This window comes from Pseudomonas sp. GW821-FHT05D12, assembly GCF_059419825.1.
This window is the reverse complement of sequence record NZ_JBWKSN010000012.1, coordinates 153,532-175,676: the sequence shown is the minus strand read 5'-3', so window position 1 is coordinate 175,676 and position 22,145 is coordinate 153,532. Positions and strand designations below refer to the sequence as shown.

Sequence of the window (22,145 nt, the reverse complement as noted above, 5' to 3'; positions counted from 1 at the left end):
GGGTGAGGGTTCAGTCAGCTCAGGCTTTCTTGCGGCTCGCCATCGCCGTTACCGCGTAGCCGATGCATGCCGCCAGGATCGACCCGGTCAGAATCCCCATGCGGTCCTCGCCGGCGAACTCGCTGGCCCCCGGTACAAACGCCAGGGAACCGACGAACAGGCTCATGGTGAAGCCGATGCCGCACAGGATTGCCACGCCGAACACCTGGCCCCAATTTGCGCCGCTGGGCAGGGCGGCGAGGCCGGTCTTGATGGCCAGCCAGGTGAGGCCGAACACCCCGACGGTTTTGCCGATCAACAGGCCGGCGGCGATGCCCATCGGCACGTGGTGGGTGAAGCTTTCGAGGCTGACGCCGGTCAGCGAAACACCCGCATTGGCGAAGGCGAACAGCGGCAGGATGCCGTAGGCCACCCACGGGTGCAGGGCGTGTTCCAGGGTCATCAGTGGCGAGGCTTCGGCGTTCTTAGTGCGCATCGGGATGCAGAACGCCAGGGTCACGCCGGCCAGGGTCGCGTGTACACCGCTCTTGAGTACGCAGACCCACAGGATCAGGCCAATGATCAGGTACGGCCCGAGCTTGATCACGCCCAGGCGGTTCATCGCGATCAGGGCGATCAGGCAGGCGCCCGCACCTGCCAGGGCGGCACCCGACAGGTCGGCAGAGTAGAACACGGCAATGACAATGATCGCGCCCAGGTCATCGATGATCGCCAGGGTCATCAGGAACAGCTTCAACGACACTGGCACGCGCTTGCCCAGCAGCGCCAGCACGCCCAGGGCGAAGGCGATGTCGGTGGCCATCGGTATCGCCCAGCCGGAGAGTGCGGCGGGGTAGTCCTTGTTGATCGCCCAGTAGATCAGCGCTGGCACGACCATGCCGCCGATGGCGGCTGCACCGGGCAGTACCACTTGCGATGGCTTGGACAGGTGACCATCAAGCAGCTCGCGCTTGACCTCCAGGCCGATCAGCAGAAAGAACAAGGCCATCAGGCCATCGTTGATCCACAACAGGGCTGGCTTGGCGATTTTCAGCGCGCCTATCTGCGCCACCACCGGCACGTCGAGAAACGCCGCGTACAGGTGTGACAAGGGCGAATTGTTGATAATCAGGGCCAGGGCCGCAGCGGCGATCAATAACAGACCGCTGGCGGCTTCCAGCTGGAAGAAACGCGTGAAAGTGCTACGCAGAGGCAAGGGATGCTCTCCAATGAGGTTCAATAGGTGGGTACCCTAACCCGTACCGTTAGTTGTTAAAACAAAAGTTATATTCTTATTTGTTATAAGGGACAGGCTCGGGTGGCATTGCGCCTGAGCCTAGCAATTGTGTGTCCAATTGAGTCTTCACTGTATCTGTGTGCAGTGTAGGAAAACCCTTAAAGTTAGCGCTGAAACCCTTAGAGAGCCCCGCCATGAGCGACCACCGTCCTTGGGCCCGCGAAGCCATTCGTATCATTGAAGCAGACTTCCAGCGCAGCGCCGACACGCACCTGATTCCCTTGCCGCTGCCAGGCTTGCCGGGTATTGAGTTGTACTTCAAGGATGAGTCCAGTCACCCCACCGGCAGCCTGAAACATCGCCTCGCGCGTTCGCTGTTCCTGTACGCACTGTGCAATGGCTGGCTCAAGCCCGGCGCGCCGGTGATCGAGGCGTCCAGCGGTTCGACGGCGATCTCCGAGGCCTACTTCGCACGCCTGCTCGGCTTGCCGTTCATTGCGGTGATGCCGGCCACCACCTCCCAGGAGAAGATCGCGCAGATTGCCTTCTATGGCGGCAAGAGCCATCTGGTTCAGGATCCGACGCAGATCTACGCCGAATCCGAGCGCCTGGCGCAGGAAAGCGGCGGGCACTTCATGGACCAGTTCACTTACGCCGAACGCGCCACCGATTGGCGCGCGAACAACAACATCGCCGAGTCGATTTTCCAGCAGATGCGCTTCGAGCAGCATCCTGAGCCAAGCTGGTTGATCTCCAGCCCCGGCACTGGCGGCACCACCGCCACCCTCGGACGGTATGTGCGCTACCGCCAGCACTGCACCCGCGTGTTGTGTGCGGATGCCGAGCGCTCGGTGTTTTTCGATTTCTACCAGAGTGGCGACGCCAGCCTGCGCCTGGACTGCGGTTCGCGCATCGAAGGCATTGGCCGGCCACGCGTCGAGGCGTCGTTTTTGCCCAAGGTCATTGATGCGATGGTCAAGGTCCCGGATGCGCTGTCACTGGCGGCCATGCATTACCTGGCCGAGCGGTTGGGGCGGCGGGTCGGGGGTTCCAGCGGGACCAACCTGATTGGCGCGCTGGTGGCGGCGCAGCAGATGAAGGCTGCGGGGGAGTCGGGGTCGATCGTGGCGATTTTGTGCGATGGCGGCGAGCGGTATGCAACCACCTATTACGATCAGGCGTGGCTGGCGGGGCAGGGCTATGCCCTGGACGGTTTGATCGCGGCCGTGGCGGCCAGCGTGGAGCACGGCGAGGCGTTGCCGGACAGCATCCTGCGCGCCAACATTTAACCTTGCAGGAGCCCGGCTTGCCGATTCGAGGCGCTGCGCCGAATCGACAAGCCGGGCTCCTACAGGGGAATGTGTCAGGCTTGGAGGCCCAACATATCCCGCGCCAACGCCTCGGCAATCCGAATCCCGTCAACACCGGCCGACAGAATCCCGCCGGCATAGCCTGCGCCTTCACCCGCCGGGAACAGGCCTTTCACGTTCAGGCTCTGCATCGATTCATCACGGGTAATCCGCAGCGGCGACGAGGTGCGAGTCTCGATACCCGTCAACACCGCATCGTGCAGCGAGTAACCCTTGATCTGCTTCTCGAACGCCGGCAGCGCTTCGCGGATCGCCTCGATGGCAAAGTCCGGCAAGGCCAGGGCCAGGTCACCGAGGGCCACGCCCGGTTTGTAGGACGGTTCCACACTGCCAAGGGCGGTAGACGGCTTGCCGGCAATGAAATCACCTACCAGTTGCGCCGGTGCTTCGTAGTTGCTGCCGCCGAGGATGTAGGCGTGAGATTCCAGGCGTTCCTGCAGCTCGATACCGGCCAACGGGCCGCCGGGGTAGTCCACCTCAGGGGTGATGCCGACCACGATGCCGGAGTTGGCGTTGCGCTCGTTACGCGAGTACTGGCTCATGCCGTTGGTGACCACGCGGTTCGGCTCGGAGGTTGCTGCCACCACGGTGCCGCCCGGGCACATGCAGAAGCTGTAGACCGAACGACCGTTCTTGGCGTGGTGCACCAGTTTGTAGTCGGCGGCACCGAGTTTCGGGTGCCCGGCGTATTTGCCCAGGCGCGCGGCATCGATCAGCGACTGCGGGTGTTCGATACGGAAACCCACCGAGAACGGCTTGGCTTCCATGTACACGCCACGGCCATGCAGCATGCGGAAGGTGTCGCGGGCGCTATGGCCCAAGGCCAGGATCACGTGCCTGGAAAGGATCTGCTCGCCACCGTCGATGACCACGCCGTTCAGTTGGCCGTCCTCGATCAGCACGTCGGTGACGCGCTGCTCGAAGCGCACTTCACCGCCGAGGGCGATGATCTGCTCGCGCATGTTTTCCACCACGCCGGTCAGGCGGAATGTACCGATGTGCGGCTTGCTGACGTAGAGGATTTCTTCCGGCGCGCCGGCCTTGACGAACTCGTGCAGGACTTTGCGGCCGTGGAATTTCGGGTCCTTGATCTGGCTGTAGAGCTTGCCGTCGGAAAAGGTCCCGGCGCCGCCCTCGCCGAATTGCACGTTGGACTCGGGGTTGAGCACGCTTTTACGCCACAGGCCCCAGGTGTCCTTGGTGCGCTGGCGCACTTCCTTGCCGCGTTCGAGGATGATCGGCTTGAAGCCCATCTGCGCGAGCAACAGCCCGGCGAAGATCCCGCACGGGCCGAAACCGACCACGATTGGGCGCTCGACCAGGCCTTCCGGCGCCTGGCCGACGACTTTGTAGCTCACGTCCGGCGCGGGGTTGACGTTGCGGTCGTCGGCGAACTTGAGCAGCAGCGCGGCTTCGCCTTTCACGTTCAGGTCGATGGTGTAGATGAAGCACAGCTCCGACGACTTCTTGCGGGCGTCGTAGCTGCGCTTGAACAGGGTGAAATCGAGCAGGTCATCACTGGCGATGCCCAGGCGCTGCACGATGGCAGGCCGCAGGTCTTCTTCGGGATGGTCGATGGGCAGCTTGAGTTCGGTGATTCGTAACATGACGGGATCCGGTAGGCGGCGGGCAGAGAGGCCGGCTGTTTTGCAAACCGGCGATTATAAGCCCCAATGGCGGTTTTCCGACATGTTAAAACAGCGCAGGGCCGAATCAGTCGTCCCGCGAGCCGCCGAACGACGCGCAACCACGCTGTACCTGGCCGTTGACGCGTAACTCGGCAGTCATGTGTTGCAAGCTGCCGCTGACGCTGTCGATGCAACGCTGCGGGGCCACCCACAGTTCGATGTGCTGGTTATTGGCTTCGGTCATCAGGTTGAAACGGCCGTCGCCCATCTGCTCTTCGACGTACGGCACCGCCAGTGGTGGCTGGCCTTCGCGTTCCAGCACCATGCCCTTGGCCGTGACATTCATCGCCCAGGCCGGTTTGTGGCCGTTGGCCCGCAGGATCATGCGCTTGAAGTCCGGGTCGTCGCAGGCCGAGGTCGAGCGTTCCACACGGTAGAGCTGTTGCAGGTCTACCGAACCCTGGGTGCCGCTGGCGACCCCGGAAAACTTGCCGCGCAGGTCGGCAAACAACGCGCCCTGCTGGCCGGCCAGGGAGGCGGCCTCCTGCAGGATGCTGGTGCCGCCGGTGTCGTTGACCACGTAGTTGCGTTTATCGTTGCACGGCTGGAACAGCAGCTTGCCACCCACTGCGGTGAGTTCACCCTGCATGCGGGTCATTCCGGCGAGAGACGGCTTGGCCGGCTCGCTTTCGAACATCTGGCAGGCGGCGAACAGGGGGAGCAAGGCAAACAGGGCGAGGGTACGGGCGGCGCGCATATCGGGTCTCCAGACAAGTGCCGCCACGTTACGCAGGCTGGCGCTGCATCACAAGTACGGGACACAGTTTGAATACCTGTTCTCCACGCGTTGGGAAATCAGGCGGTGCAAAGGGGAATGTTTCCTATAGTTAGGGCAGATACGTCGTGAGAAAGTCGAGATCTTTGGGTCGGAGATTGCCATGAACATCAAATGGAGCCTGTGCGTTCTCCTGCTCTGGGCGAGTGCGGCCTGTGCAGACGAGCCCGCCCGGCTCGTCTACTGGTCGGCCACCGACTTCACGAAGATCTCGGTGACGCTGAAAAGACCTGAAGACCCCGACCCGTCTCGCGTTGAAGTCAGTGTCACGTTGAGTCCAGAGGCCAGGGCGAGGACCCAATCCATCACGCTGCTGACGTATCAGCGGGACCTGACGCTCTATGTGGACGGCTACCGGCTGAATACGTCCAGGGTTCAAGGCCAGCTGGGCGGGGAGTTCGTGATGTTTGCCCCGCGCGCGCTGGTGAATGAATGGATGTCTCAAATCTCCCGTGAGGCCGTCGCGTCTCAACCGACGATGTAGGTCTGACCGGTCTGCAAGCCTTCCACGCTTTTGGCGTAGGCCAACGCCACGTCGGCGCCGGTCGCCGGCTTGTAGCCACGGAAGTACGGTGCGTAGCTGTCCATGGCTTCCAGCAGCACCGTCGGGCTGACGGAGTTGATGCGCAGGCCACGTGGCAATTCGATTGCCGCGGCTTTGACGAACGCATCCAGCGCGCCGTTGACCAGTGCCGCCGAGGCACCGGTACGGATCGGGTCGCGGTTCAGAATGCCGCTGGTGAAGGTGAACGAGGCGCCATCATTGGCGTACTCACGCCCGATCAGCAGCAGGTTGACCTGGCCCATCAGTTTGTCCCGCAGGCCGAGTTCGAAGTCGCTGTCGTGCATGTCACCCAGCGGCACGAAGTTCACACTGCCTGCCGCGCAGACCAGTGCATCGAACTTGCCGGTTTGTTCGAACAGCCGGCGGATCGAGGCGCTGTCGCTGATGTCCACCTGGAAGTCGCCGCTGCTGCGACCGATGCTGATCACGTCGTGACGCTGGGCCAGTTCTGCCTTGACCGCAGAGCCGACGGTGCCGCTGGCGCCAATCAAAAGGATTTTCATGCTGCTGTTCCTCCAGGGGTAAGTGAAGGTTCAGTCTAGTGTGGCTTTTCTGCTGGATAAACGCGCTAATAGGCAACCTTTGGTTTTCAAATGGAAACAATCCATGAGCGAGATGGATGACCTGGCGGCCTTCGCCGTACTGATCGAGGCGGGCAGTTTTACCGTGGCGGCCGAGCAGTTGGGCTGCAGCAAGGGGCAATTGTCCAAGCGCATCAGCCAGTTGGAGGCGCAGTACGCCGTGGTGCTGCTGCACCGCACCACGCGCAAGCTCAGCCTGACCGCTGCCGGTGCGGCCTTGTTACCCCAGGCCCAGGCGCTGGTGGTGCAAGTGGATCGCGCCCGCCAGGCGTTGGCGCGGCTCAAGGATGACTTGGCCGGGCCGGTGCGCATGACGGTGCCGGTGTCGCTGGGCGAAACCTTCTTCGATGGCTTGTTGCTGGAGTTTTCCAAGCAATACCCGCAGGTGCAGATCGAACTGGAGCTCAATAACAGCTACCGGGACCTGGCGCGGGACGGCTTTGACTTGGGTGTGCGCTCGGGGGCGATTGAAAACGAGCGCCTGGTGGCCAAGCCGTTGCTGGCCTGGCACGAGATGACGTGTGCCAGCCCGGCTTACCTCGAGCAATATGGCGAACCCCAGACCCCGGCAGACCTGGCCGCACACCGCTGCCTGCTCAACAGCCACTACAGCGGGCGGGAGGAATGGTTGTACCACCAGCAACACGAATTGCTGCGGGTGCGGGTCAGTGGCACCTTCGCCTCCAACCACTACAACCTGCTGAAAAAGGCCGCCCTGGTGGGGGCCGGCATCGCTCGCCTGCCGTCCTACGTCTTGCCGGCGGAACTGGCTGACGGCCGGTTACGCTGGCTGCTGCGCGATTATCAGACGCGGAGCCTGCCGATGTACCTGGTCCATCCTTACCAGGGCGGGCTGCCGCGCCGCACCCAGGTACTGGCCGACTACCTGGTGGACTGGTTCAAGCGCAGCGGCGAGGCCCTGGACCGGCTTTAACGGTAACGGCGCGCGATCAGGTGATCGATGGACAGGCAACCCGGCCCCTTGGCGACCAACAGCAGCAACAAGGCGATCCAGGTGCCGTGGGTCGGGTAGGCATCGGGGTATACAAACAGCTGAATCACCAGGGTCATGCCGATCAGGGCCAGGGCCGAAAAGCGCGTGGCGAACCCGACCAGGATCAACACCGGGAAAAAATGCTCGGCAAACGCTGCCAGGTGCGCCGCCACTTCCGGTGACAGCAGCGGCACGTGGTATTCGCTGCGAAACAGCGGCAAGGTCGAGGCCGCCAGTTTCGGTGCGCCCAGCTGGAAGGTGCCGCTGACCAGGTCAATCGCAAAGCCTTCGACCTTGGTCTGCCCGGACTTCCAGAACACCGCGGCAATCGAGAAGCGTGCGAGAAAGGCGATCAGGCTGTAGGGGATTTTTTCGAAAAGCACGATGGCCCGCTTTACCAGGCACGATGGGGATGTGTTCATGGCGATACCTTCGGTTCAAGGTGCAAATGAGTGATGACGTCGTGGCTGATCAGCAGGGTCAGGCAGTGGTGCAGGTCGAATTCGGCCGAGGCTTCGAGGGCGTGGGTCACGGCCATTTCCAGCGCTGCGCCGTGCTTGAGGCTGTCGATAAAGGCGACTGAGCCGCTGTCGATGGCGAACACCTTGACCGCCAGGCCCTGGCGCAACACCAGCGCGCCTTGGGCGTGCCAGGGGTTCAGGGTGGCCATGGCGTCCTCGGTCTGGTGCGCGGCCCACACTGCCACCACCGCATAGGCGGAATTCAGGGTGGCGAGGGACGGGTGCAATTGCAGGCGCAATTGCCCCAGATCTGTCTGGCCTTGCAGCGCATGGAGAATGGCTGGCTGCTCCAGCACAGGCGTATCCGCAGCGTGATAGGCGCACACGCGCAGACGCTCAAGGCGCGCCACGTCAGCGAGGTACGGCACGCTGGCGGCGGGTTCGAACGCGTGGATGAACTCGGCCAGCGTGCTGCCGTACTCACTGATCAACGGGCTGGTGGGGGGCGACGCTTGCACGTAGAGCCCGGCCATGGCGCGAAAGAACTCATCTCCCACCAGTTGCAAGGTCACCGGGTAGGCTGTCGCCAAGGCGTTGATCAACGCGCTGTGTACATTGTTGCGATACACCGCAAAGCGGCTGGCAGGGTCGGCGCCATTGCTGCTGAAGAGTCCGTCGGGGCAAGCCTGGTCGGGCGCCAGCAGGGCCTTGGCAAATGCGTCGTGAAGGCTCATGGGCGTACCTGCGACAAGTGCTGTTCGGCGTGCTCGGCTTCGGCCAGGAGCACGCTGAAGGCCGGTACCTGGTTGTCTCGCTCGATCAGCGTCGCCACCGGGCCGATGCGTGCCAGTACCTGTTCGTACAACTGCCACACGGCGTTATCGATGGGCGCGCCGTGATCATCAATCAGCAGGCGGTCGCCCAGGCTGTCAGTGTCTTCGGCAAAGCCGGCCAGATGAATCTCACCCACCGCGTGCAGCGGCAGGGCGTCGAGATAGGCCTGCGGGTCACGTTCATGGTTGATGCACGACACGTAGACGTTGTTCACGTCGAGCAGCAGGCCACAGCCGGTGCGCCGGATGACCTCGCTGATGAAGTCGGTCTCGTCCAGGGTGGAACGCTCGAACTGCAGGTACGTCGACGGGTTCTCCAGCAGCATCGGCCGCTTGAGCGTGTCCTGGACCTGGTCGACGTGTGCGCACACCCGGTTCAGGGTGGCGGCATCGTAGGCCAGCGGCAGCAGGTCGTTGAGAAACACCGGGCCGTGGCTCGACCAGGCCAGGTGTTCGGAAAATGAGTGGGGTTGATAGCGTTCGATCAGGGCCGCCAAGCGTGCCAGGTGGTCCCGGTTGAGCGGGCTTTCACCGCCGATGGACAGGCCCACGCCGTGCAGCGACAGCGGGTACTGCGCGCGGATCAACCCCAGGTAGTGATGAAACGGACCGCCGGCCACCATGTAGTTTTCGGCGTGTACTTCAAAAAAACCGAGGTCGGGCGAAGTCTCGAGCACGTGCGCGAAGTGCTCGGTCTTCAGCCCCAGCCCGGCCCGACAGGGGAGGCCGGGCGCCTGAGCCGGCGAGGGCGTTTGCAGGGATGAAAGCGTCATCATCAGTACTCAGGCTGACCAGGGTTTCAGGACTTGGCGGTGAAGGCAGCTTCCTGGCCGAAACCGGTCGGCGAGGTGGAGCTTGGGGTTTTGGCGCAGGTGCCGGCCGGTACCAGTTTCCAGGCGTTGGCCTGGTCTTTGACTTTCGAGGTGCCGGCGCAGGATGTGCCAGCGCCTGCGGCGCAATCGTTCTTGCCGGCTTCGGCGACACCGAAGCATTTCTGCATGTCGTCGGCGGCGTGGGCAGTGGTGCTCAGGGCGGACAGGCTAAAGGCAGAACCCAGGGCCAGGACGAGGGTAGCGGCGGACAGCGAGCGGGTAGTGGTGGTCATGTTGAATCTCCAGCAGTGGGTTGAGTTGGCGGGCTTGAGTGCCTGCTTGTACCACTAGAGATGTTGGGGGGGAATTCGTTACAAACCCAGCAAAAATAATTTCAGGCTTGGCAACATTCAGGCACCCCACAAAGCAAATGTGGGAGCGGGCTTGTCCACGAATGCGCTGTGTCAGCCATTAGATACTTGGCTGATCCAGCGTATTCGCGGGCAAGCCCGCTCCCACATTTTTGATCCGGTTGCTACCGCAACCTTCTCTTAACCGCCCAGGTACGCCTCACGCACCTTTGGATCGGTGAGCAGCTGCTCGCCGGTGCCTTGCATCACCACCCGGCCGTTCTCCAGCACGTAGGCACGGTCGGCGATCTTCAGCGCCTGGTTGGCGTTCTGCTCCACCAGGAACACCGTCACACCGTCCTTGCGCAGCTGTTCGATGATGTCGAAGATCTGCTGGATGATGATCGGCGCCAGGCCCAGGGAAGGCTCGTCGAGCAGCAGCAGCTTGGGTTTGCTCATCAGCGCACGGCCGATGGCGAGCATTTGCTGCTCGCCGCCGGACATGGTGCCGCCGCGCTGGCTGAAGCGTTCCTTGAGCCGTGGAAACAGGTGCAGCACCTTGTCCATCTGCTCCTGGTAATCGCCCTTGTCGGTGAAGAACCCGCCCATGGCCAGGTTCTCCTCGACGGTCAGGCGCGAGAACACACGGCGGCCTTCCGGCACGACCGCAATGCTCTTGCGCATGATCTGCGACGACTGCTGGCCCACCAGCTCTTCACCCATGTAGCGGATGCTGCCGCTGTGGGCCTGCGGCGAACCGCACAGGGTCATCAGCAAGGTCGATTTGCCGGCGCCGTTGGCGCCGATCAACGTGACGATTTCCCCTTGGCGCACTTCCACGTTGACGCTGTGCAGGGCCTGGATCTTGCCGTAGAAAGTGGAAACGTTTTCGAATTGCAGCATTTTACGCTTCCCCCAGATAGGCTTTGATCACTTCAGGATTGTCGCGGATCTGCTCCGGCGTCCCGTCGGCCAGCGGCGTGCCCTGGTTGATCACCACGATGTGGTCGGAAATGCTCATGACCAGTTTCATGTCGTGTTCGATCAACAGCACGGTGGCGTTGTTTTCCTCACGCAACACGCCGATCAGCGCCTTGAGGTCTTCGGTTTCCTTGGGGTTGAGGCCGGCCGCCGGTTCGTCGAGCATCAGGATCCGCGGGCGGGTCATCATGCAGCGGGCGATTTCCAGGCGACGTTGCTGACCGTAGGCGAGGGTGCCCGCCGGGCGGTTGGCGAACTCGGTCAGGTTGACCTTGTCCAGCCAATACTCGGCGTACTCCATGGCCTCGCGCTCGCTCTTGCGAAACGCCGGGGTCTTGAACAGGCCTGCGAAGAAGTTGGTGTTCAGGTGACGATGCTGGGCGATCAGCAGGTTCTCGACCGCCGTCATGTCCTTGAACAGCCGCACGTTCTGGAAGGTCCGCACCACGCCCTTGCGGGCGATCTCGTGACCGGCCAGGCCCTGGATCGGCTGGCCGTCCAGCAGGATGCTGCCGCCGCTCGGCTTGTAGAAACCGGTGAGGCAGTTGAACACCGTGGTCTTGCCGGCGCCGTTCGGGCCGATCAGCGCCACCACTTGTTTCTCTTTCACGGTCAGGGCCACGCCGTTGACCGCCAGCAAGCCGCCGAAGCGCATGCTCAAGTTTTCGACTTTCAGGATCTCGCGGCTCATTTGCGCAGCTCCATGTGTGGACGTTGCATGGGCAGCAAGCCTTGAGGTCGCCAGATCATCATCAGCACCATCATGGCGCCGAACATCAACATGCGGTATTCGCTGAACTCACGCATCATTTCCGGCAGCAGGATCATCACGATCGCCGCCAGAATCACGCCCAGTTGCGAGCCCATGCCACCCAGCACCACGATGGCGAGGATGATCGCCGACTCGATGAAGGTGAACGACTCCGGGGTCACCAGGCCTTGGCGCGCGGCAAAGAAGCTGCCGGCAAAACCGGCGAACGCGGCGCCCAGGGTGAACGCGGAAAGCTTGATGATGGTCGGGTTCAGGCCCAGGGCCCGGCAGGCGATTTCATCTTCGCGCAGCGCTTCCCACGCGCGACCGATCGGCATGCGCAGCAGGCGGTTGATCACGAACAGGGCGGCCAATGCCAGCAACAGCGCCACCAGGTACAGGAACACCACTTTGCTCACCGGGTTGTAGTCGATCCCGAAGTACTCGTGGAAGGTCTGCATGCCTTCGGCTGCGGTGCGGTCGAACGACAGCCCGAAGAACGTAGGCTTGGGGATGCTGCTGATGCCGTTGGGGCCGCCCGTGATATCGGTCAGGTTACGCAGGAACAGACGGATGATTTCACCGAAGCCCAGGGTCACGATGGCCAGGTAGTCACCGCGCAGGCGCAGGACCGGGAAGCCCAGCAGGAAGCCGAACGTGGCCGCGGCCATACCCGCCAGGGGCAGGCAGATCCAGAAACTCCACCCCAGGTAATGCGAGAGCAGCGCGTAGGTGTAGGCACCCACGGCGTAGAAGCCCACATAACCCAGGTCGAGCAGGCCGGCGAGGCCCACCACGATGTTCAGGCCCAGGCCCAGCAACACGTAGATCAGGATCAGGGTCGCGATGTCGACCGCACCGCGCGAGCCGAAGAACGGCCAGATCAGCGCAGCGATGATCAAGGCAATGATGATGTAGCGCTGGGTGCGCGGCAGGGTCAGGAATTGACTGACCTTGGGCGAAACCAGTGGGCCACGGTCGCGCTTGAACAAGGCGCCGACCTGCTGGGTGAACAGCACGCGCAGGAACATCAGCACCGAGCACAGGGCAATGATGGTCAGGGTCACGGGGCCGGTGCCATGCACTTCGAGGTTGATGCCGACAATGCTCAGCTTGAGGCCGAGTACCGGGAAGGCCACGGCCCACACCAGCAAGGCGCTGAAAAACGCCGATTTAAGATATCTGCTCATACTTTCTCAACCTCCGGACGGCCCAGGATGCCGGTCGGACGGAACAACAGCACCAGAACCAACAGGCCGAACGCCACGACGTCCTTGTACTGGTCGCCGAAGATATCGGCGCCAAAGGCCTCGGCCACACCCAGCACCAGCCCGCCGAGCATGGCGCCCGGAATGCTGCCGATGCCGCCCAATACCGCCGCGGTAAAGGCCTTGAGGCCTACCAGGAAACCGGCGTTGGGGTTGATCACGCCGTACTGCATGCTCAGCAGCACGGCAGCCACTGCCGCGAGTGCGGCACCGATGACGAAGGTCAGGGCAATGATGTTGTTGGTGTTGATGCCCAGCAGGTTGGCCATCTTGATGTCTTCGGCGCAGGCCCGGCAGGCGCGCCCCAGACGGGAGCGGGAGATGAACAGGGTCAGGCCCAGCATGGCCACCAGGGTGACGACGAAGACCAGGATCTGCATGTAGGAAATCAGGACTTCTTCCGCGCCACCCGGACCGAAGGAGATGCTCCCCGGGATCAGGTTGGGGATGGATTTATCCTTGGAGTCCTGGGACAGCAATACGGTGTTCTGCAGGAAAATCGACATGCCGATAGCGGAAATCAGCGGGATCAGACGGTTGCTGCCACGCAAGGGACGGTAGGCAACCCGCTCGATACTGTAGCCATAGGCACTGGTCACGACGATCGACGCGATGAACGCGGCGGTCATCAACAGCGGCAGTGAGTGGATACCCATCATGGCCAGCCCGGCAAGGGCGATGAAGGCCACGTAGGAACCAATCATGTACACCTCGCCATGGGCGAAGTTGATCATTCCAATGATGCCGTAAACCATTGTGTAGCCAATGGCTATCAAGGCATAGGTGCTGCCAATGGTCAGGCCATTAACCAGCTGTTGGAAAAAATGATAGATCTCAGGCATTACAGCGCTCCTAAAAACCCGATACGCATTTCACTGGTGGAGTCATGTTCCGGCCCTGTGCTGTGTTCTATGAGCACATTTGCACAAAGCGTTTGCCAGCGAACCGCTGGTGACGGTTTTAAGATTTTCAGGTGAGCCAGCGCCCGGATCGCGGGTGACAGGCCCATAAACCTCGTAAAACAAAGCCCACTGCTCTCACAGTGGGCTTGTTGACCAGTAACGCCTGGCTTACTGAGGGGAAACTTCGGTTTTTGGTTTGCCGAAGTGCCATTCGTAGACCACGAACTTGAAGTCCTTCAGGTCGCCCTTGGCGTCGAAGCTCAGCTCGCCAGTAGGTGTCTTGAAGGTACCCGCGTGGATGGCGGCTGCCACTTTGGCGGTGTCTTCGCTCTTCGCAGCGGCAATACCGCCGGCGATCACTTCAACGGCCGAGTAGGCCGGGAATACGAATGGACCGGTTGGGTCCTGTTTGTTCTTGGCGAACTCTTCAACAATGGCCTTGTTGGCCGGATCGGTGTCGAAGGATTTCGGCAGGGTCACCAGCAGGCCTTCCGAAGCGCCTTGGGCGATCTGCGAGATGGAGTCGTTGCCGACGCCTTCTGGGCCCATGAACTTGGCGTTCAGGCCTTTTTCCTTGGCTTGGCGCAGGATCAGGCCCAGCTCTGGGTGGTAGCCGCCGTAGTAGACGAAGTCGACGTTGGCTTGCTTGAGCTTCTGGATGATCGAGGAGAAGTCTTTGTCACCGGCGTTCAGGCCTTCGAAGACGGCAACCTTGGTGCCTTTCTTCTCGAGAGTCTGCTTGACGGCGGTGGCGATGCCTTCACCGTATTGCTGTTTGTCGTGCAGGACAGCCACGATTTTCGGCTTCACGTGATCGGCGATGTAGTTACCGGCTGCAGGGCCCTGGGCGCTGTCCAGGCCGATGGTGCGGAAGATCAGCTTGTAGCCACGGGCGGTGATTTCCGGGCTGGTGGCCGCCGGGGTAATCATGATCACGCCTTCGTCTTCATAAATATCGGACGCTGGCTGAGTGGAGCTGGAGCAGAGGTGACCGACCACGAACTTGACGCCGTCGTTGACCACTTTGTTGGCGACGGCAACGGCTTGTTTAGGATCGCAAGCGTCGTCGTATTCCTTGGCTTCGAGCAACTTGCCGTCGACGCCGCCCTTGGCGTTAATGTCGGCGATGGCTTGCTTGGCACCCATGAATTGCATGTCACCGTATTGCGTCACAGGACCGGTTTTAGGGCCGGCGATACCAATCTTGATGGTGTCAGCTGCGAACGAATGGCCGGCAACCCCAGCCAGGACCATAGCGGCAAACAGTTTGGAAATCTGCTTAGTAGCCTTATTCATAGTGCTCCACTCTTACTGTTGTATTTTTTATAGTTCTAGCGGCCTTGTGAGCTGTAGAACCGGATCAGATATCTCGGATATCCCCCCGGCAGTGCCCTGGCAACTGTACCGGTACAGTGTAGAGCGCCGGTTGATCGCTTGAAAAGCTGGCTGCTGGGGGCAAAACCCGGGTATGTCGCTTAAATGAAAGAAAAAGACAGAATTGCGGCGGGGTGATGCCAGAGTCTCGGGCAATCCTTGGCTTTCCTGACACTTTCAATCGATGCCTCATTTGCAACTGGGTTTTTCTGCCTGACCTGCGACGTTATGATTGCGCCGATTTTTTATTCAGGTGAATTCCCATGACGCAAGAACCTAGCACCCTCTATGCCAAGCTGCTCGGTGAAACCGCCGAAATTTCCTGGAAGGAGCTTGAACCGTTCTTTGCCAAGGGTGCCCTATTGTGGGTCGACGCTGGCCTGGATTTGATCGAGGCCGCCGAGGGCATGGCCGAGGATAACCGTGACAAAGTCGCTGCCTGGCTGGCCTCGGGCAGCTTGGGCGAAGTGTCTGCGACGCGGGCATTGGACCTGGTGGAGCGCGATCCAGGCTTGTGGGCCGTGGTGGTTTCGCCTTGGATACTGATCCAGGAAAGGGCATCGCAGGCGAAGTTAGCACCTTAATGGTGCGTGTTGTTTCGCTGCAAAAGTGTGTAGCGGAGTAACCGCCAGGGCGGTGATGGCATCTTGCCGTGAAGAAAGGTCACAGCCCAAGGTGACGCGCACGTCATGGGAACAGTTCTCCAGGCACTGGATGGCTCCGGGAATTGTTTCTCGGTGTGTATATAAAGCGGGTGGCTGTCAGATCGTAGCGTAGGAAGCATCGAATTCCGGTAAAGTTCGCCGCCTGTCATCCGGAGCCCGTTATGCCTTCAGCGCTGCCCCCTCTAGAGAAAACGTCGCAGCAACTGCTTTACCTCATTTACGGTAATCAGGATGTTTACCGGCGCGAAGCGAAATTCAGCATCCTCACCGCGCTGGCGCAGCTCAAGCAGGGCGAGTCGCTGTGCATCCGGGTCATGACCGATCGCCCGCAGGATTTCGCCGGCTGGCCGGTCGAAACCGTTCACCTCGATGAGCAGACCCTCACCCAATGGCAGGGAAGCAACGGTTACATCCACCGCCGCAAGGCCTGTGCGATTGCCCAGGGGTTGAAGCTGGCGGACAAGACCCTGTTCGTCGACACCGACACGCTGTTCCTCAAGTCCCCCCATCGCGTCTTCGAACTCATCGCGCCCGACCAGTATGTGATGGATGGCTTCGAATACGACTGGAGCTACGTGTGCCAGCGCCCCGACTACCTCAAGTTGGGTGAGCACCTGCAGGCGCATGGCATTTGCGCCGGCAATAGTTTCAAGCTCTATAACAGTGGCCTGTGCGGCGTACGCGCCAGTGACACGCCGCTGCTCGAGGCCGCGATTCGCTGGATCGATGAGTGGACCCAGGGCTCGTTCGATATCCACACCATCGAGCAGATCGCGATTTCCTTCGCGATGCGCGACAAGACGGTGCGCGAGGCGAACAAGTTCGTCCATCACTACTTCGCCGACAAGCGCTTCTTCCACGCCATGCAGGCGCACTTTTTCAGTCTCTACGGCGAAGCGTTCGGCCCTGAGCTGGTAGCGCGTTGCCTGGATGTGCCGCAGGTCAAGCCCGTGCCATCCCCTTGGCAGCGGCTGCGGATCAAATGGAAACTGCGCAATCAGCGCAAACACCTGAAGCGGGTCGGTCGCGACTTGCTCTACGGCAGCTCGGCACCCAAGCACCCGTACTACGACGTGTGTCGACACGGCTGGTGGGAGTCGGCCTTCAAGGAAATTCGTGGCTGGGACGTGGAAGAACAGCAGAAGGTCTTCGGCACCGACGGTGCAGGCTGGCCCAAGCAGTTGCCCCGGCCGCTGAAGCGCGCAGACGAGCAAGTCATCCTTACCTTCCTGCGCCAGCGCGCGGCCGGCTGATGTCGCGACGGCGCCCTGCGGCGCCGTCGCAGCGGTTCAGGCAGTCTTGCCGGTGTGGTTATTCAGCGAAATAACCTTGGTCTTGCCGATGCGGTGACGGTAGATCTCACGCAGGTACTTGATTGCCTTCTTCACGCAATCGCGCGATAGGCGAATGTCATTGATCGACACAAACTTGTCTTTGTCGTTGATCAACTCGCGGTACTTCTTCTCATACATCGGCTTGATCGCGTACCAGTTGGTATCGAGGATCTTCGCCGGGTTTTCGAACTCGTTGAGCAACTCGTCGATACGGTCTTCGTCGAAGTCCTCGTGGATGATGAAGTCCAGGATCGAGTTGTCCAGCGTGTCGTCGAAACGGTACGGGTTGCGCGCAAAGCAGCGTTTGATAAAGGCCACGATCAGCGTGAGGAAGTCATCCGACAGGCACGGGCTTTTCGCGATCAGGGTGGTCAGCGACAGGTTCGCCGATGCACCGATCACCAGGGCGTAGCGCTTGAGCGTGGTGTTGGGGAACAGGCTGTTGAGGTGAGTCTTGAGTCGGTTCAGGTCCATGTAGGACAGTTTGTAGTCCTTGGGCAGGGACACGATCGAGACCACCGACGAGCAGTTCTTGAAGAAGTGCAGGTCATGCAGCGCGGCCGCGTCGTAGCCGGAGTTCTTGTACTGCTCCAGGGACGCTTTGTAGCGCTTGGACTCGATCGGCAGCAGGCTGATGCCTTCGATGGCCTGGGTGACCTTGTTGAAATGCGGCAGGTCGATGGAGCGGAAGAACAGGTCGTCGATGTTCAGGCGCTGGGGCTCTTTTTCGAATACCTTGAATTTGTCGTTGGTCGGCGCCGGGGTTTCCGGGACCACAGACTCTGCGTAGGCAATCGCCACCGGGCCGGCCAGGCTCATGAACAGGTCGTTGGCATCCAGGCGAATGGTTTCGCCGATGTCGATGCCGGCGCGACGGAAGTAGTTCTGGTCGTAGTCAGTGGTGACTGCCTGGGCCGTCAGAATGTTGAAGATCTGCTGCGAGATGTATTGGTTGGCGTGTTTTTCCATGGCATTGACGTCAATGTTCTGGATATTGCCGTCATCGCTTTCTTCGGCGTAACGCATGATGTCGTTGGAGATCAGCATCATTGCGTTCCAGGGGCGGATGCGGCCCTTCACGCTGGCTTCGCTGCTGTCTTCATTGGCGAAGTTGTATGAGAAATCCCATTCTTCCGACAGGTACTTGCACAGCAGGCGCCCGGCGTTGATGTGCAGGGCTTCGGACATTTCGCTGCGGTGATCGGAAATATTCGGCAGTACGCAGATGCCGCTGGTGAAGATCGGCTCGAACACAAAGGCGTGGCCGCTCTTGCTGTCGTGCTCGTCGGCGGGCTTGGTGTCGAACGTCTTGTTCATGTACGAGTGCTGCTGGGCCAGGCCGAATTCCGAGGCCATGCCCGAACCCGTACCGCCGCCGGCGCTGAAGATCGAGAAGTACAGGCGCGACTGGTTGGCCTTGATGCCGCAGGAATCGATCAAATACGAGTGGATCATCTTCCAGTCGGGGCTGGAAAAACGCTGGGTATCCTTGTTGAGGATGATCTTGGCCAGGTACTGGCCGAGGATCGGCGCGTTACCGGCGCCACCGGCATGGACTTCCGACAGGTCCATGATTTTCATCTTGCTGTAGTCGCGCAAAAAGCCGCTTTTTTCGCCTTTGCGCGAGAAGCGGATGCGCCCGGCGATGTCCTTGTCCAGATCGCCGAGCATCACCAGCGGCTCGACCAGGAACACCGGCTTGCTGGCCTTGCCGCTGCCCAGGCGCAGGTTGTTGCGGATCCACTGGGCCGGGCTGTAGCCCTTGTCCAGCGTCTTGTCTTCGGTACTGAATTCGTTGAGGTAGAACTTGCGGGCGTTGTACACCAACTCCGCCACGTCGAGCGCGATGTTCGAACCGCAACGGCCCAGGCCGATCAGGCACACCGAGGGGAATTCCTGCTCGCTGCGCTGTTCGCCGTCGCCTTCCAGGTGGGGCGGGCGTGGGAACACCATGTCGCGCAGGCCGTCGAGGTTATCGAGGATGCGGTCGGTATTGGTCTCGGTGAAGTACAGGTATTGCTGAGTGGCCAGCGGGCGCGCGGTGCTCAATGACTTTGAACCTGAGGGCTTGTCCGCAGGAGCTGGGAGCAACACGTCGGATACCACGGTGGCAGAGTTATTTTTAGAAGTCATTGTGCGCCAAGTGCCTGGGCGGATGGCTGGAAAGAATCAAAGGGCCATCACGGAATGGGAGTTCGCGACTTTACAGTGCGTCCTTGTCCGGAACGATCGGGTTTGACCCTGTATGCTCAGGCAAAACCTGGCCGGACTCTGATGAATCGGCCGTTTGTCGGCGTTCTTTAGGCAAATGATGGCGAAATGCCAAAGTTTAGGCGTCAGCGAATTGGCCTGACGATGGAAGTCGACCCTGGGCGCCCGGTGGAGGGCTCTTTCGCTGGCGGTTTTTCCTGGGTGCCTGCCACGCTGTAAGGGTAGAGCGGGTTACGGATGTCGATGCCCTGGATCACGCCGATGATGTCGCTGGCAGGCACCGCCGGGCTCAACAGGTAGCCTTGGACGAAATCACAGCCATGCTTGAGCAACAGCTCGAACTGGGCCTGGGTTTCCACACCTTCGGTCACCACCTGCAGGTGCAGGGTGTGGGCCATGCCGACAATCGCCTGGACGATCTCGATATCGGCGGTGGACTTGGGAATGTCCTGGATGAACGAGCGGTCGATCTTCAAGGTGTTGAGCGGCAGGCGCTTGAGGTAGGCAAGCGATGAGTAGCCGGTGCCGAAGTCGTCGATGGCCAGCGACACCCCCAGCGCGCGGATCTGCCGCAGCAGTGCCAGGGTGCTGCTGATGTTGCCCATCAACGCGTTTTCGGTGACTTCCAGTTCCAGGCGATTGGCGGCGATGCCGCTGAAACGCAGCGCGTCTTCGATCTCGTCCGCCAGTTCGTCGCGGGCCAGGTTCAACGCGGAACAGTTCACGGACATGGTCAGTTCGGTGTAACCCCTGTCGGACAACAGGCTCAGGTCATGACAGGCCTGGCGCAGTACCCAGTGGTCCAATTCGGCAATCAGCCCGTTGTTCTCGGCGATGCCGATAAACCGATCCGGGGCCAGCAAGCCGTGCTGCGGGTGTTGCCAGCGTACCAGGGCCTCGAGGCGCGTGACCTTGCCCAGCTTCATGTCGAAGATCGGTTGGTAGAACAACACCAATTGGTTGCGGGTGCGCAGGGCGCCGCGCAGTTCTTCCTCCAGTTGCAATTCGAGGAAGGCGCGGGTTTTCAGGTTGGAGCTGAAGAAGTTGAGGCTGTTACGCCCGGTGTCCTTGGACTGGTACAGCGCCAGGTCTGCGGTTTTCAGCAACTCTTCGCAGGTCAGGCCGTCATCGGGAAACAGGCTGATGCCGATGCTGGTGGTCATCACCATGCGCCGGCCGGCCAGTTCGATGGGTTCTTTCATCTTCTGCATGATGCGCTGGGCCAGGTGCCGTGCCTCGTCGCGGTTGTGGATGCTGATGAGGATGCAGAACTCATCGCCGCCAAAACGCGCGACCACGTCGGCGTGGCTGCGCACCGAGCCCTTGATGTGCCCGGCGAGCACGGTGAGCAATTGGTCGCCGGCGTCATGCCCGAGGCTGTCATTGATGCGCTTGAAATGGTCGATATCGAGGAAGATCACCGCCATCATCCCCTGGGAAGCGGTTTTTTCCGCGAGTTTCTCCGCAAAAATCTGGTTGAAGCCACGGCGATTCAGCAGGCTGGTGAGTGCATCGTAGTGGGCCACTTGCTGCAGCGAGGCGCGGGCCTGGTCGAGTTCGCTGAGCAGCGCGTTGACACGGCGCAGGTCACGTTCCTTGTGCTGCAGCTTCTTGTCGGCGAGGGCGGCGCTGATGCTGCTGCCGATCACCAGCAGGGTGATCACGGCCACCGACAAACCGAGCTGGATCGGGTTGTTATCCTGCGGCAATGACAGGTCCGCCCCGGCAGGCACCATCAAGCGCAGGGCGGCCATGCCGGTAAAGTGCATGCTGATGATCCCGGCGCCCAGCACCAGGCTGGCGGCATATTTGAGCAATTGGTGAAACACGCCGGCGCCGTTGCGCAGGTAGCTCGACAGCAACAGCGCGGCGAAGCTGGCGCCGATGGCAATCGCGATCGAGGCCATGAACAACCCCGACTCGAAATACGCCTGGGCCTGGGAGCGCATGGCTGACATGCCCACGTAGTGCATCAGCGCGATACCCAGGCCCATCCACACGGATGCCAGCAGGTACTGATGCAGGCGCAGATGGGCGTGACTGAGGGTCTGCATGGCGAACAATGAGGCAATCAGGGCGATCAGCAGCGAGGCGAACGTCATGATCAATTCGTAATGGATGGCGATGGGCGCCTGGAAGGCCAGCATGCTGATGAAGTGGGTCGACCAGATCCCGCCGGCCAGGCAACCGGCGCCGAGCCAGCGCCAATGGCGCCTTGCGGTGGGGTCCTCGACATGGCCGACACGCTCAGCCATGTCCAGCGTGCCGAACCCGGCCGCACAAGCGACCAGGTAGGCCAGCAGCACCAGAAACGGGTTATGACTGCAGTTGAGTAATAAGTGCCCGCTTTCTGGCAGGTCGGTAAAAAAATGCAGACCCAGCCATTCCATAGCATGTCCCGTCATAGAGTCACGTCACTGCCTGAGGCGATGACCTATGAGGTCGAGTATAGAAGCCTCGCGGGATTCGTCAGTGCTAATGGCACTTTGCTCTCAACCATTTTGGCATGCCCTCCATAGCGTTTAATGCTAAGCGCTGATGGGCAGGTCCAGCTCGAACGGGGCTGGCAGCGGCGCCAGGCCGAACGCGGCGCGGGCGGCGTCGCAATCGACGTTCTGCACGCCCTGGCTCCAGGAGGAGTCGAACTCGCGGCACACACTCGAGCGCTGTTCATATATTGAGCAGCTGGTGCCTTTGCCCACTTCCCCTTCCAGGCTGCAGCAGCGTGCGGGCTTCTGGTCGGTACCGATCATCGCCACGCGGGTGGGGTTGATCTGCACCACCAGCTCATCGGGTACGGTGCCCCCCGACGAGGCGCACTCTCCCCAAAAGAAAGACACACGGAAGTGTGAACAGCAGGCACCGCAATTCAGACACGGACTGGCTTCGGACATGGGCGTCTTCGATAAAAGAGAGTAAGGGGGATGCTACGGAAGGCTCGCCATTCTATCCGTGCCAAGGCCGTTGGGAAGGGGGGCATTCACTTATATTTTTGTAGGCCAAGTCCCGTGGCG

The 22,145-nt window shown here is 61.1% G+C and carries 21 protein-coding genes; 5 read left to right on the top strand and 16 right to left on the bottom strand.

Going from position 1 to position 22,145, the window contains the following annotated elements; genetic code table 11:
* Positions 1–19: 19 nt before the first annotated feature.
* Positions 20–1,195 carry a Na+/H+ antiporter NhaA gene (gene nhaA, locus AC07SI_RS22455; RefSeq protein ID WP_065902978.1) on the bottom strand — a complete coding sequence of 392 codons (1,176 nt, stop codon included), beginning with the start codon at positions 1,193–1,195 and terminating at the stop codon, positions 20–22.
* A 215-nt stretch (positions 1,196–1,410) separates the two neighbouring features.
* On the opposite strand from nhaA, the gene AC07SI_RS22450 reads away from it, so the two are divergent.
* Positions 1,411–2,505, top strand: a complete 1,095-nt coding sequence (locus AC07SI_RS22450; RefSeq protein ID WP_065902976.1) for a PLP-dependent cysteine synthase family protein — start codon at positions 1,411–1,413, stop codon at positions 2,503–2,505.
* Between the two features lie 74 nt (positions 2,506–2,579).
* Here the strand turns inward: AC07SI_RS22450 and AC07SI_RS22445 are convergent, their stop codons facing one another.
* Together AC07SI_RS22445 and AC07SI_RS22440 are read right to left on the bottom strand one after the other, a co-directional pair.
* Positions 2,580–4,193 (bottom strand): NAD(P)/FAD-dependent oxidoreductase, encoded by a 1,614-nt coding sequence (locus tag AC07SI_RS22445; RefSeq protein ID WP_065902974.1) that lies wholly within the window; start codon positions 4,191–4,193, stop codon positions 2,580–2,582.
* Between the two features lie 106 nt (positions 4,194–4,299).
* Positions 4,300–4,971: a COG3650 family protein gene (locus tag AC07SI_RS22440; RefSeq protein WP_065902972.1), complete on the bottom strand. Its 672-nt coding sequence runs from the start codon at positions 4,969–4,971 to the stop codon at positions 4,300–4,302.
* Positions 4,972–5,152: 181 nt separating this feature from the next.
* Between AC07SI_RS22440 and AC07SI_RS22435 the strand changes: the two genes are divergently transcribed.
* Positions 5,153–5,533: a hypothetical protein gene (locus AC07SI_RS22435; protein ID WP_495006532.1), complete on the top strand. Its 381-nt coding sequence runs from the start codon at positions 5,153–5,155 to the stop codon at positions 5,531–5,533.
* Here the strand turns inward: AC07SI_RS22435 and AC07SI_RS22430 are convergent.
* On the bottom strand, positions 5,518–6,117 hold the full coding sequence (locus AC07SI_RS22430) for a short chain dehydrogenase (protein WP_120447802.1): 600 nt from the start codon (positions 6,115–6,117) through the stop codon (positions 5,518–5,520). The two genes, AC07SI_RS22435 and AC07SI_RS22430, sit on opposite strands and share 16 nt — an antisense overlap.
* A gap of 103 nt (positions 6,118–6,220) precedes the next feature.
* Here AC07SI_RS22430 and AC07SI_RS22425 point away from each other — a divergent pair, with 103 nt between their 5' ends.
* On the top strand, positions 6,221–7,129 hold the full coding sequence (locus tag AC07SI_RS22425) for a LysR family transcriptional regulator (RefSeq protein WP_120447803.1): 909 nt from the start codon (positions 6,221–6,223) through the stop codon (positions 7,127–7,129).
* Here the strand turns inward: AC07SI_RS22425 and AC07SI_RS22420 are convergent.
* From AC07SI_RS22420 to AC07SI_RS22380, 9 genes are all read right to left on the bottom strand, one after another.
* Positions 7,126–7,611 carry a DoxX family protein gene (locus tag AC07SI_RS22420; RefSeq protein WP_106804928.1) on the bottom strand — a complete coding sequence of 162 codons (486 nt, stop codon included), beginning with the start codon at positions 7,609–7,611 and terminating at the stop codon, positions 7,126–7,128. The genes AC07SI_RS22425 and AC07SI_RS22420 overlap by 4 nt on opposite strands.
* A complete protein-coding gene (locus AC07SI_RS22415) occupies positions 7,608–8,384 on the bottom strand; it encodes an HvfC/BufC family peptide modification chaperone (protein ID WP_495006531.1) in 777 nt (258 codons plus the stop codon). The genes AC07SI_RS22420 and AC07SI_RS22415 overlap by 4 nt, the downstream gene beginning before the upstream one ends.
* Positions 8,381–9,259: an MNIO family bufferin maturase gene (gene bufB, locus AC07SI_RS22410; protein ID WP_495006530.1), complete on the bottom strand. Its 879-nt coding sequence runs from the start codon at positions 9,257–9,259 to the stop codon at positions 8,381–8,383. Before bufB ends, AC07SI_RS22415 begins: the two co-directional genes overlap by 4 nt.
* Positions 9,260–9,282: 23 nt before the next feature.
* On the bottom strand, positions 9,283–9,588 hold the full coding sequence (locus tag AC07SI_RS22405) for a BufA1 family periplasmic bufferin-type metallophore (protein WP_495006529.1): 306 nt from the start codon (positions 9,586–9,588) through the stop codon (positions 9,283–9,285).
* Positions 9,589–9,846: 258 nt separating this feature from the next.
* On the bottom strand, positions 9,847–10,548 hold the full coding sequence (locus tag AC07SI_RS22400; RefSeq protein WP_010212366.1) for an ABC transporter ATP-binding protein: 702 nt from the start codon (positions 10,546–10,548) through the stop codon (positions 9,847–9,849).
* 1 nt (position 10,549) lies between these two features.
* Positions 10,550–11,317, bottom strand: coding sequence for a high-affinity branched-chain amino acid ABC transporter ATP-binding protein LivG (livG, locus tag AC07SI_RS22395; RefSeq protein ID WP_012722652.1), 768 nt, complete (start codon positions 11,315–11,317; stop codon positions 10,550–10,552).
* Entirely contained in the window at positions 11,314–12,567 is a 1,254-nt protein-coding gene (locus AC07SI_RS22390) for a high-affinity branched-chain amino acid ABC transporter permease LivM (protein ID WP_065902953.1), read from the bottom strand. Before AC07SI_RS22390 ends, livG begins: the two co-directional genes overlap by 4 nt.
* Positions 12,564–13,487 (bottom strand): high-affinity branched-chain amino acid ABC transporter permease LivH, encoded by a 924-nt coding sequence (gene livH / locus AC07SI_RS22385; RefSeq protein WP_017735932.1) that lies wholly within the window; start codon positions 13,485–13,487, stop codon positions 12,564–12,566. The genes AC07SI_RS22390 and livH overlap by 4 nt, the downstream gene beginning before the upstream one ends.
* 228 nt (positions 13,488–13,715) lie before the next feature.
* Positions 13,716–14,843, bottom strand: coding sequence for a branched-chain amino acid ABC transporter substrate-binding protein (locus AC07SI_RS22380; RefSeq protein ID WP_065902951.1), 1,128 nt, complete (start codon positions 14,841–14,843; stop codon positions 13,716–13,718).
* Between the two features lie 341 nt (positions 14,844–15,184).
* On the opposite strand from AC07SI_RS22380, the gene AC07SI_RS22375 reads away from it, so the two are divergent.
* Positions 15,185–15,505, top strand: coding sequence for a DUF2288 domain-containing protein (locus AC07SI_RS22375; protein WP_495006528.1), 321 nt, complete (start codon positions 15,185–15,187; stop codon positions 15,503–15,505).
* Positions 15,506–15,747: 242 nt separating this feature from the next.
* Positions 15,748–16,839: a hypothetical protein gene (locus tag AC07SI_RS22370; protein WP_495006527.1), complete on the top strand. Its 1,092-nt coding sequence runs from the start codon at positions 15,748–15,750 to the stop codon at positions 16,837–16,839.
* Positions 16,840–16,875: 36 nt separating this feature from the next.
* On the opposite strand, the gene AC07SI_RS22365 is transcribed toward AC07SI_RS22370, so the two are convergent.
* The 3 genes from AC07SI_RS22365 to AC07SI_RS22355 form a co-directional block, all read right to left on the bottom strand.
* The gene (locus AC07SI_RS22365; RefSeq protein WP_065902945.1) at positions 16,876–19,053 is read right to left on the bottom strand and encodes a hypothetical protein; all 2,178 of its coding nucleotides are present in this window, start codon (positions 19,051–19,053) and stop codon (positions 16,876–16,878) included.
* A gap of 203 nt (positions 19,054–19,256) precedes the next feature.
* Positions 19,257–21,521 (bottom strand): putative bifunctional diguanylate cyclase/phosphodiesterase, encoded by a 2,265-nt coding sequence (locus AC07SI_RS22360; RefSeq protein ID WP_201143673.1) that lies wholly within the window; start codon positions 21,519–21,521, stop codon positions 19,257–19,259.
* Positions 21,522–21,659: 138 nt separating this feature from the next.
* On the bottom strand, positions 21,660–22,025 hold the full coding sequence (locus AC07SI_RS22355; protein WP_495006526.1) for a YkgJ family cysteine cluster protein: 366 nt from the start codon (positions 22,023–22,025) through the stop codon (positions 21,660–21,662).
* Positions 22,026–22,145 lie beyond the last annotated feature (120 nt).

Bases quoted from the DNA above. Each gene is read 5' to 3' on its own strand.
- AC07SI_RS22380 (WP_065902951.1), bottom strand. From the start codon at position 14,843: ATGAATAAGGCTACTAAGCAGATTTCCAAACTGTTTGCCGCTATGGTC.
- livH (WP_017735932.1), bottom strand. From the start codon at position 13,487: ATGCCTGAGATCTATCATTTTTTCCAACAGCTGGTTAATGGCCTGACC.
- AC07SI_RS22440 (WP_065902972.1), bottom strand. From the start codon at position 4,971: ATGCGCGCCGCCCGTACCCTCGCCCTGTTTGCCTTGCTCCCCCTGTTC.
- AC07SI_RS22420 (WP_106804928.1), bottom strand. From the start codon at position 7,611: ATGAACACATCCCCATCGTGCCTGGTAAAGCGGGCCATCGTGCTTTTC.
- AC07SI_RS22405 (WP_495006529.1), bottom strand. From the start codon at position 9,588: ATGACCACCACTACCCGCTCGCTGTCCGCCGCTACCCTCGTCCTGGCC.
- AC07SI_RS22375 (WP_495006528.1), top strand. From the start codon at position 15,185: ATGACGCAAGAACCTAGCACCCTCTATGCCAAGCTGCTCGGTGAAACC.
- AC07SI_RS22400 (WP_010212366.1), bottom strand. From the start codon at position 10,548: ATGCTGCAATTCGAAAACGTTTCCACTTTCTACGGCAAGATCCAGGCC.
- AC07SI_RS22365 (WP_065902945.1), bottom strand. From the start codon at position 19,053: ATGACTTCTAAAAATAACTCTGCCACCGTGGTATCCGACGTGTTGCTC.
- AC07SI_RS22435 (WP_495006532.1), top strand. From the start codon at position 5,153: ATGAACATCAAATGGAGCCTGTGCGTTCTCCTGCTCTGGGCGAGTGCG.
- AC07SI_RS22450 (WP_065902976.1), top strand. From the start codon at position 1,411: ATGAGCGACCACCGTCCTTGGGCCCGCGAAGCCATTCGTATCATTGAA.
- AC07SI_RS22355 (WP_495006526.1), bottom strand. From the start codon at position 22,025: ATGTCCGAAGCCAGTCCGTGTCTGAATTGCGGTGCCTGCTGTTCACAC.
- AC07SI_RS22415 (WP_495006531.1), bottom strand. From the start codon at position 8,384: ATGAGCCTTCACGACGCATTTGCCAAGGCCCTGCTGGCGCCCGACCAG.
- AC07SI_RS22430 (WP_120447802.1), bottom strand. From the start codon at position 6,117: ATGAAAATCCTTTTGATTGGCGCCAGCGGCACCGTCGGCTCTGCGGTC.
- AC07SI_RS22360 (WP_201143673.1), bottom strand. From the start codon at position 21,521: ATGGAATGGCTGGGTCTGCATTTTTTTACCGACCTGCCAGAAAGCGGG.
- AC07SI_RS22445 (WP_065902974.1), bottom strand. From the start codon at position 4,193: ATGTTACGAATCACCGAACTCAAGCTGCCCATCGACCATCCCGAAGAA.
- AC07SI_RS22425 (WP_120447803.1), top strand. From the start codon at position 6,221: ATGAGCGAGATGGATGACCTGGCGGCCTTCGCCGTACTGATCGAGGCG.
- livG (WP_012722652.1), bottom strand. From the start codon at position 11,317: ATGAGCCGCGAGATCCTGAAAGTCGAAAACTTGAGCATGCGCTTCGGC.
- bufB (WP_495006530.1), bottom strand. From the start codon at position 9,259: ATGATGACGCTTTCATCCCTGCAAACGCCCTCGCCGGCTCAGGCGCCC.
- AC07SI_RS22390 (WP_065902953.1), bottom strand. From the start codon at position 12,567: ATGAGCAGATATCTTAAATCGGCGTTTTTCAGCGCCTTGCTGGTGTGG.
- AC07SI_RS22370 (WP_495006527.1), top strand. From the start codon at position 15,748: ATGCCTTCAGCGCTGCCCCCTCTAGAGAAAACGTCGCAGCAACTGCTT.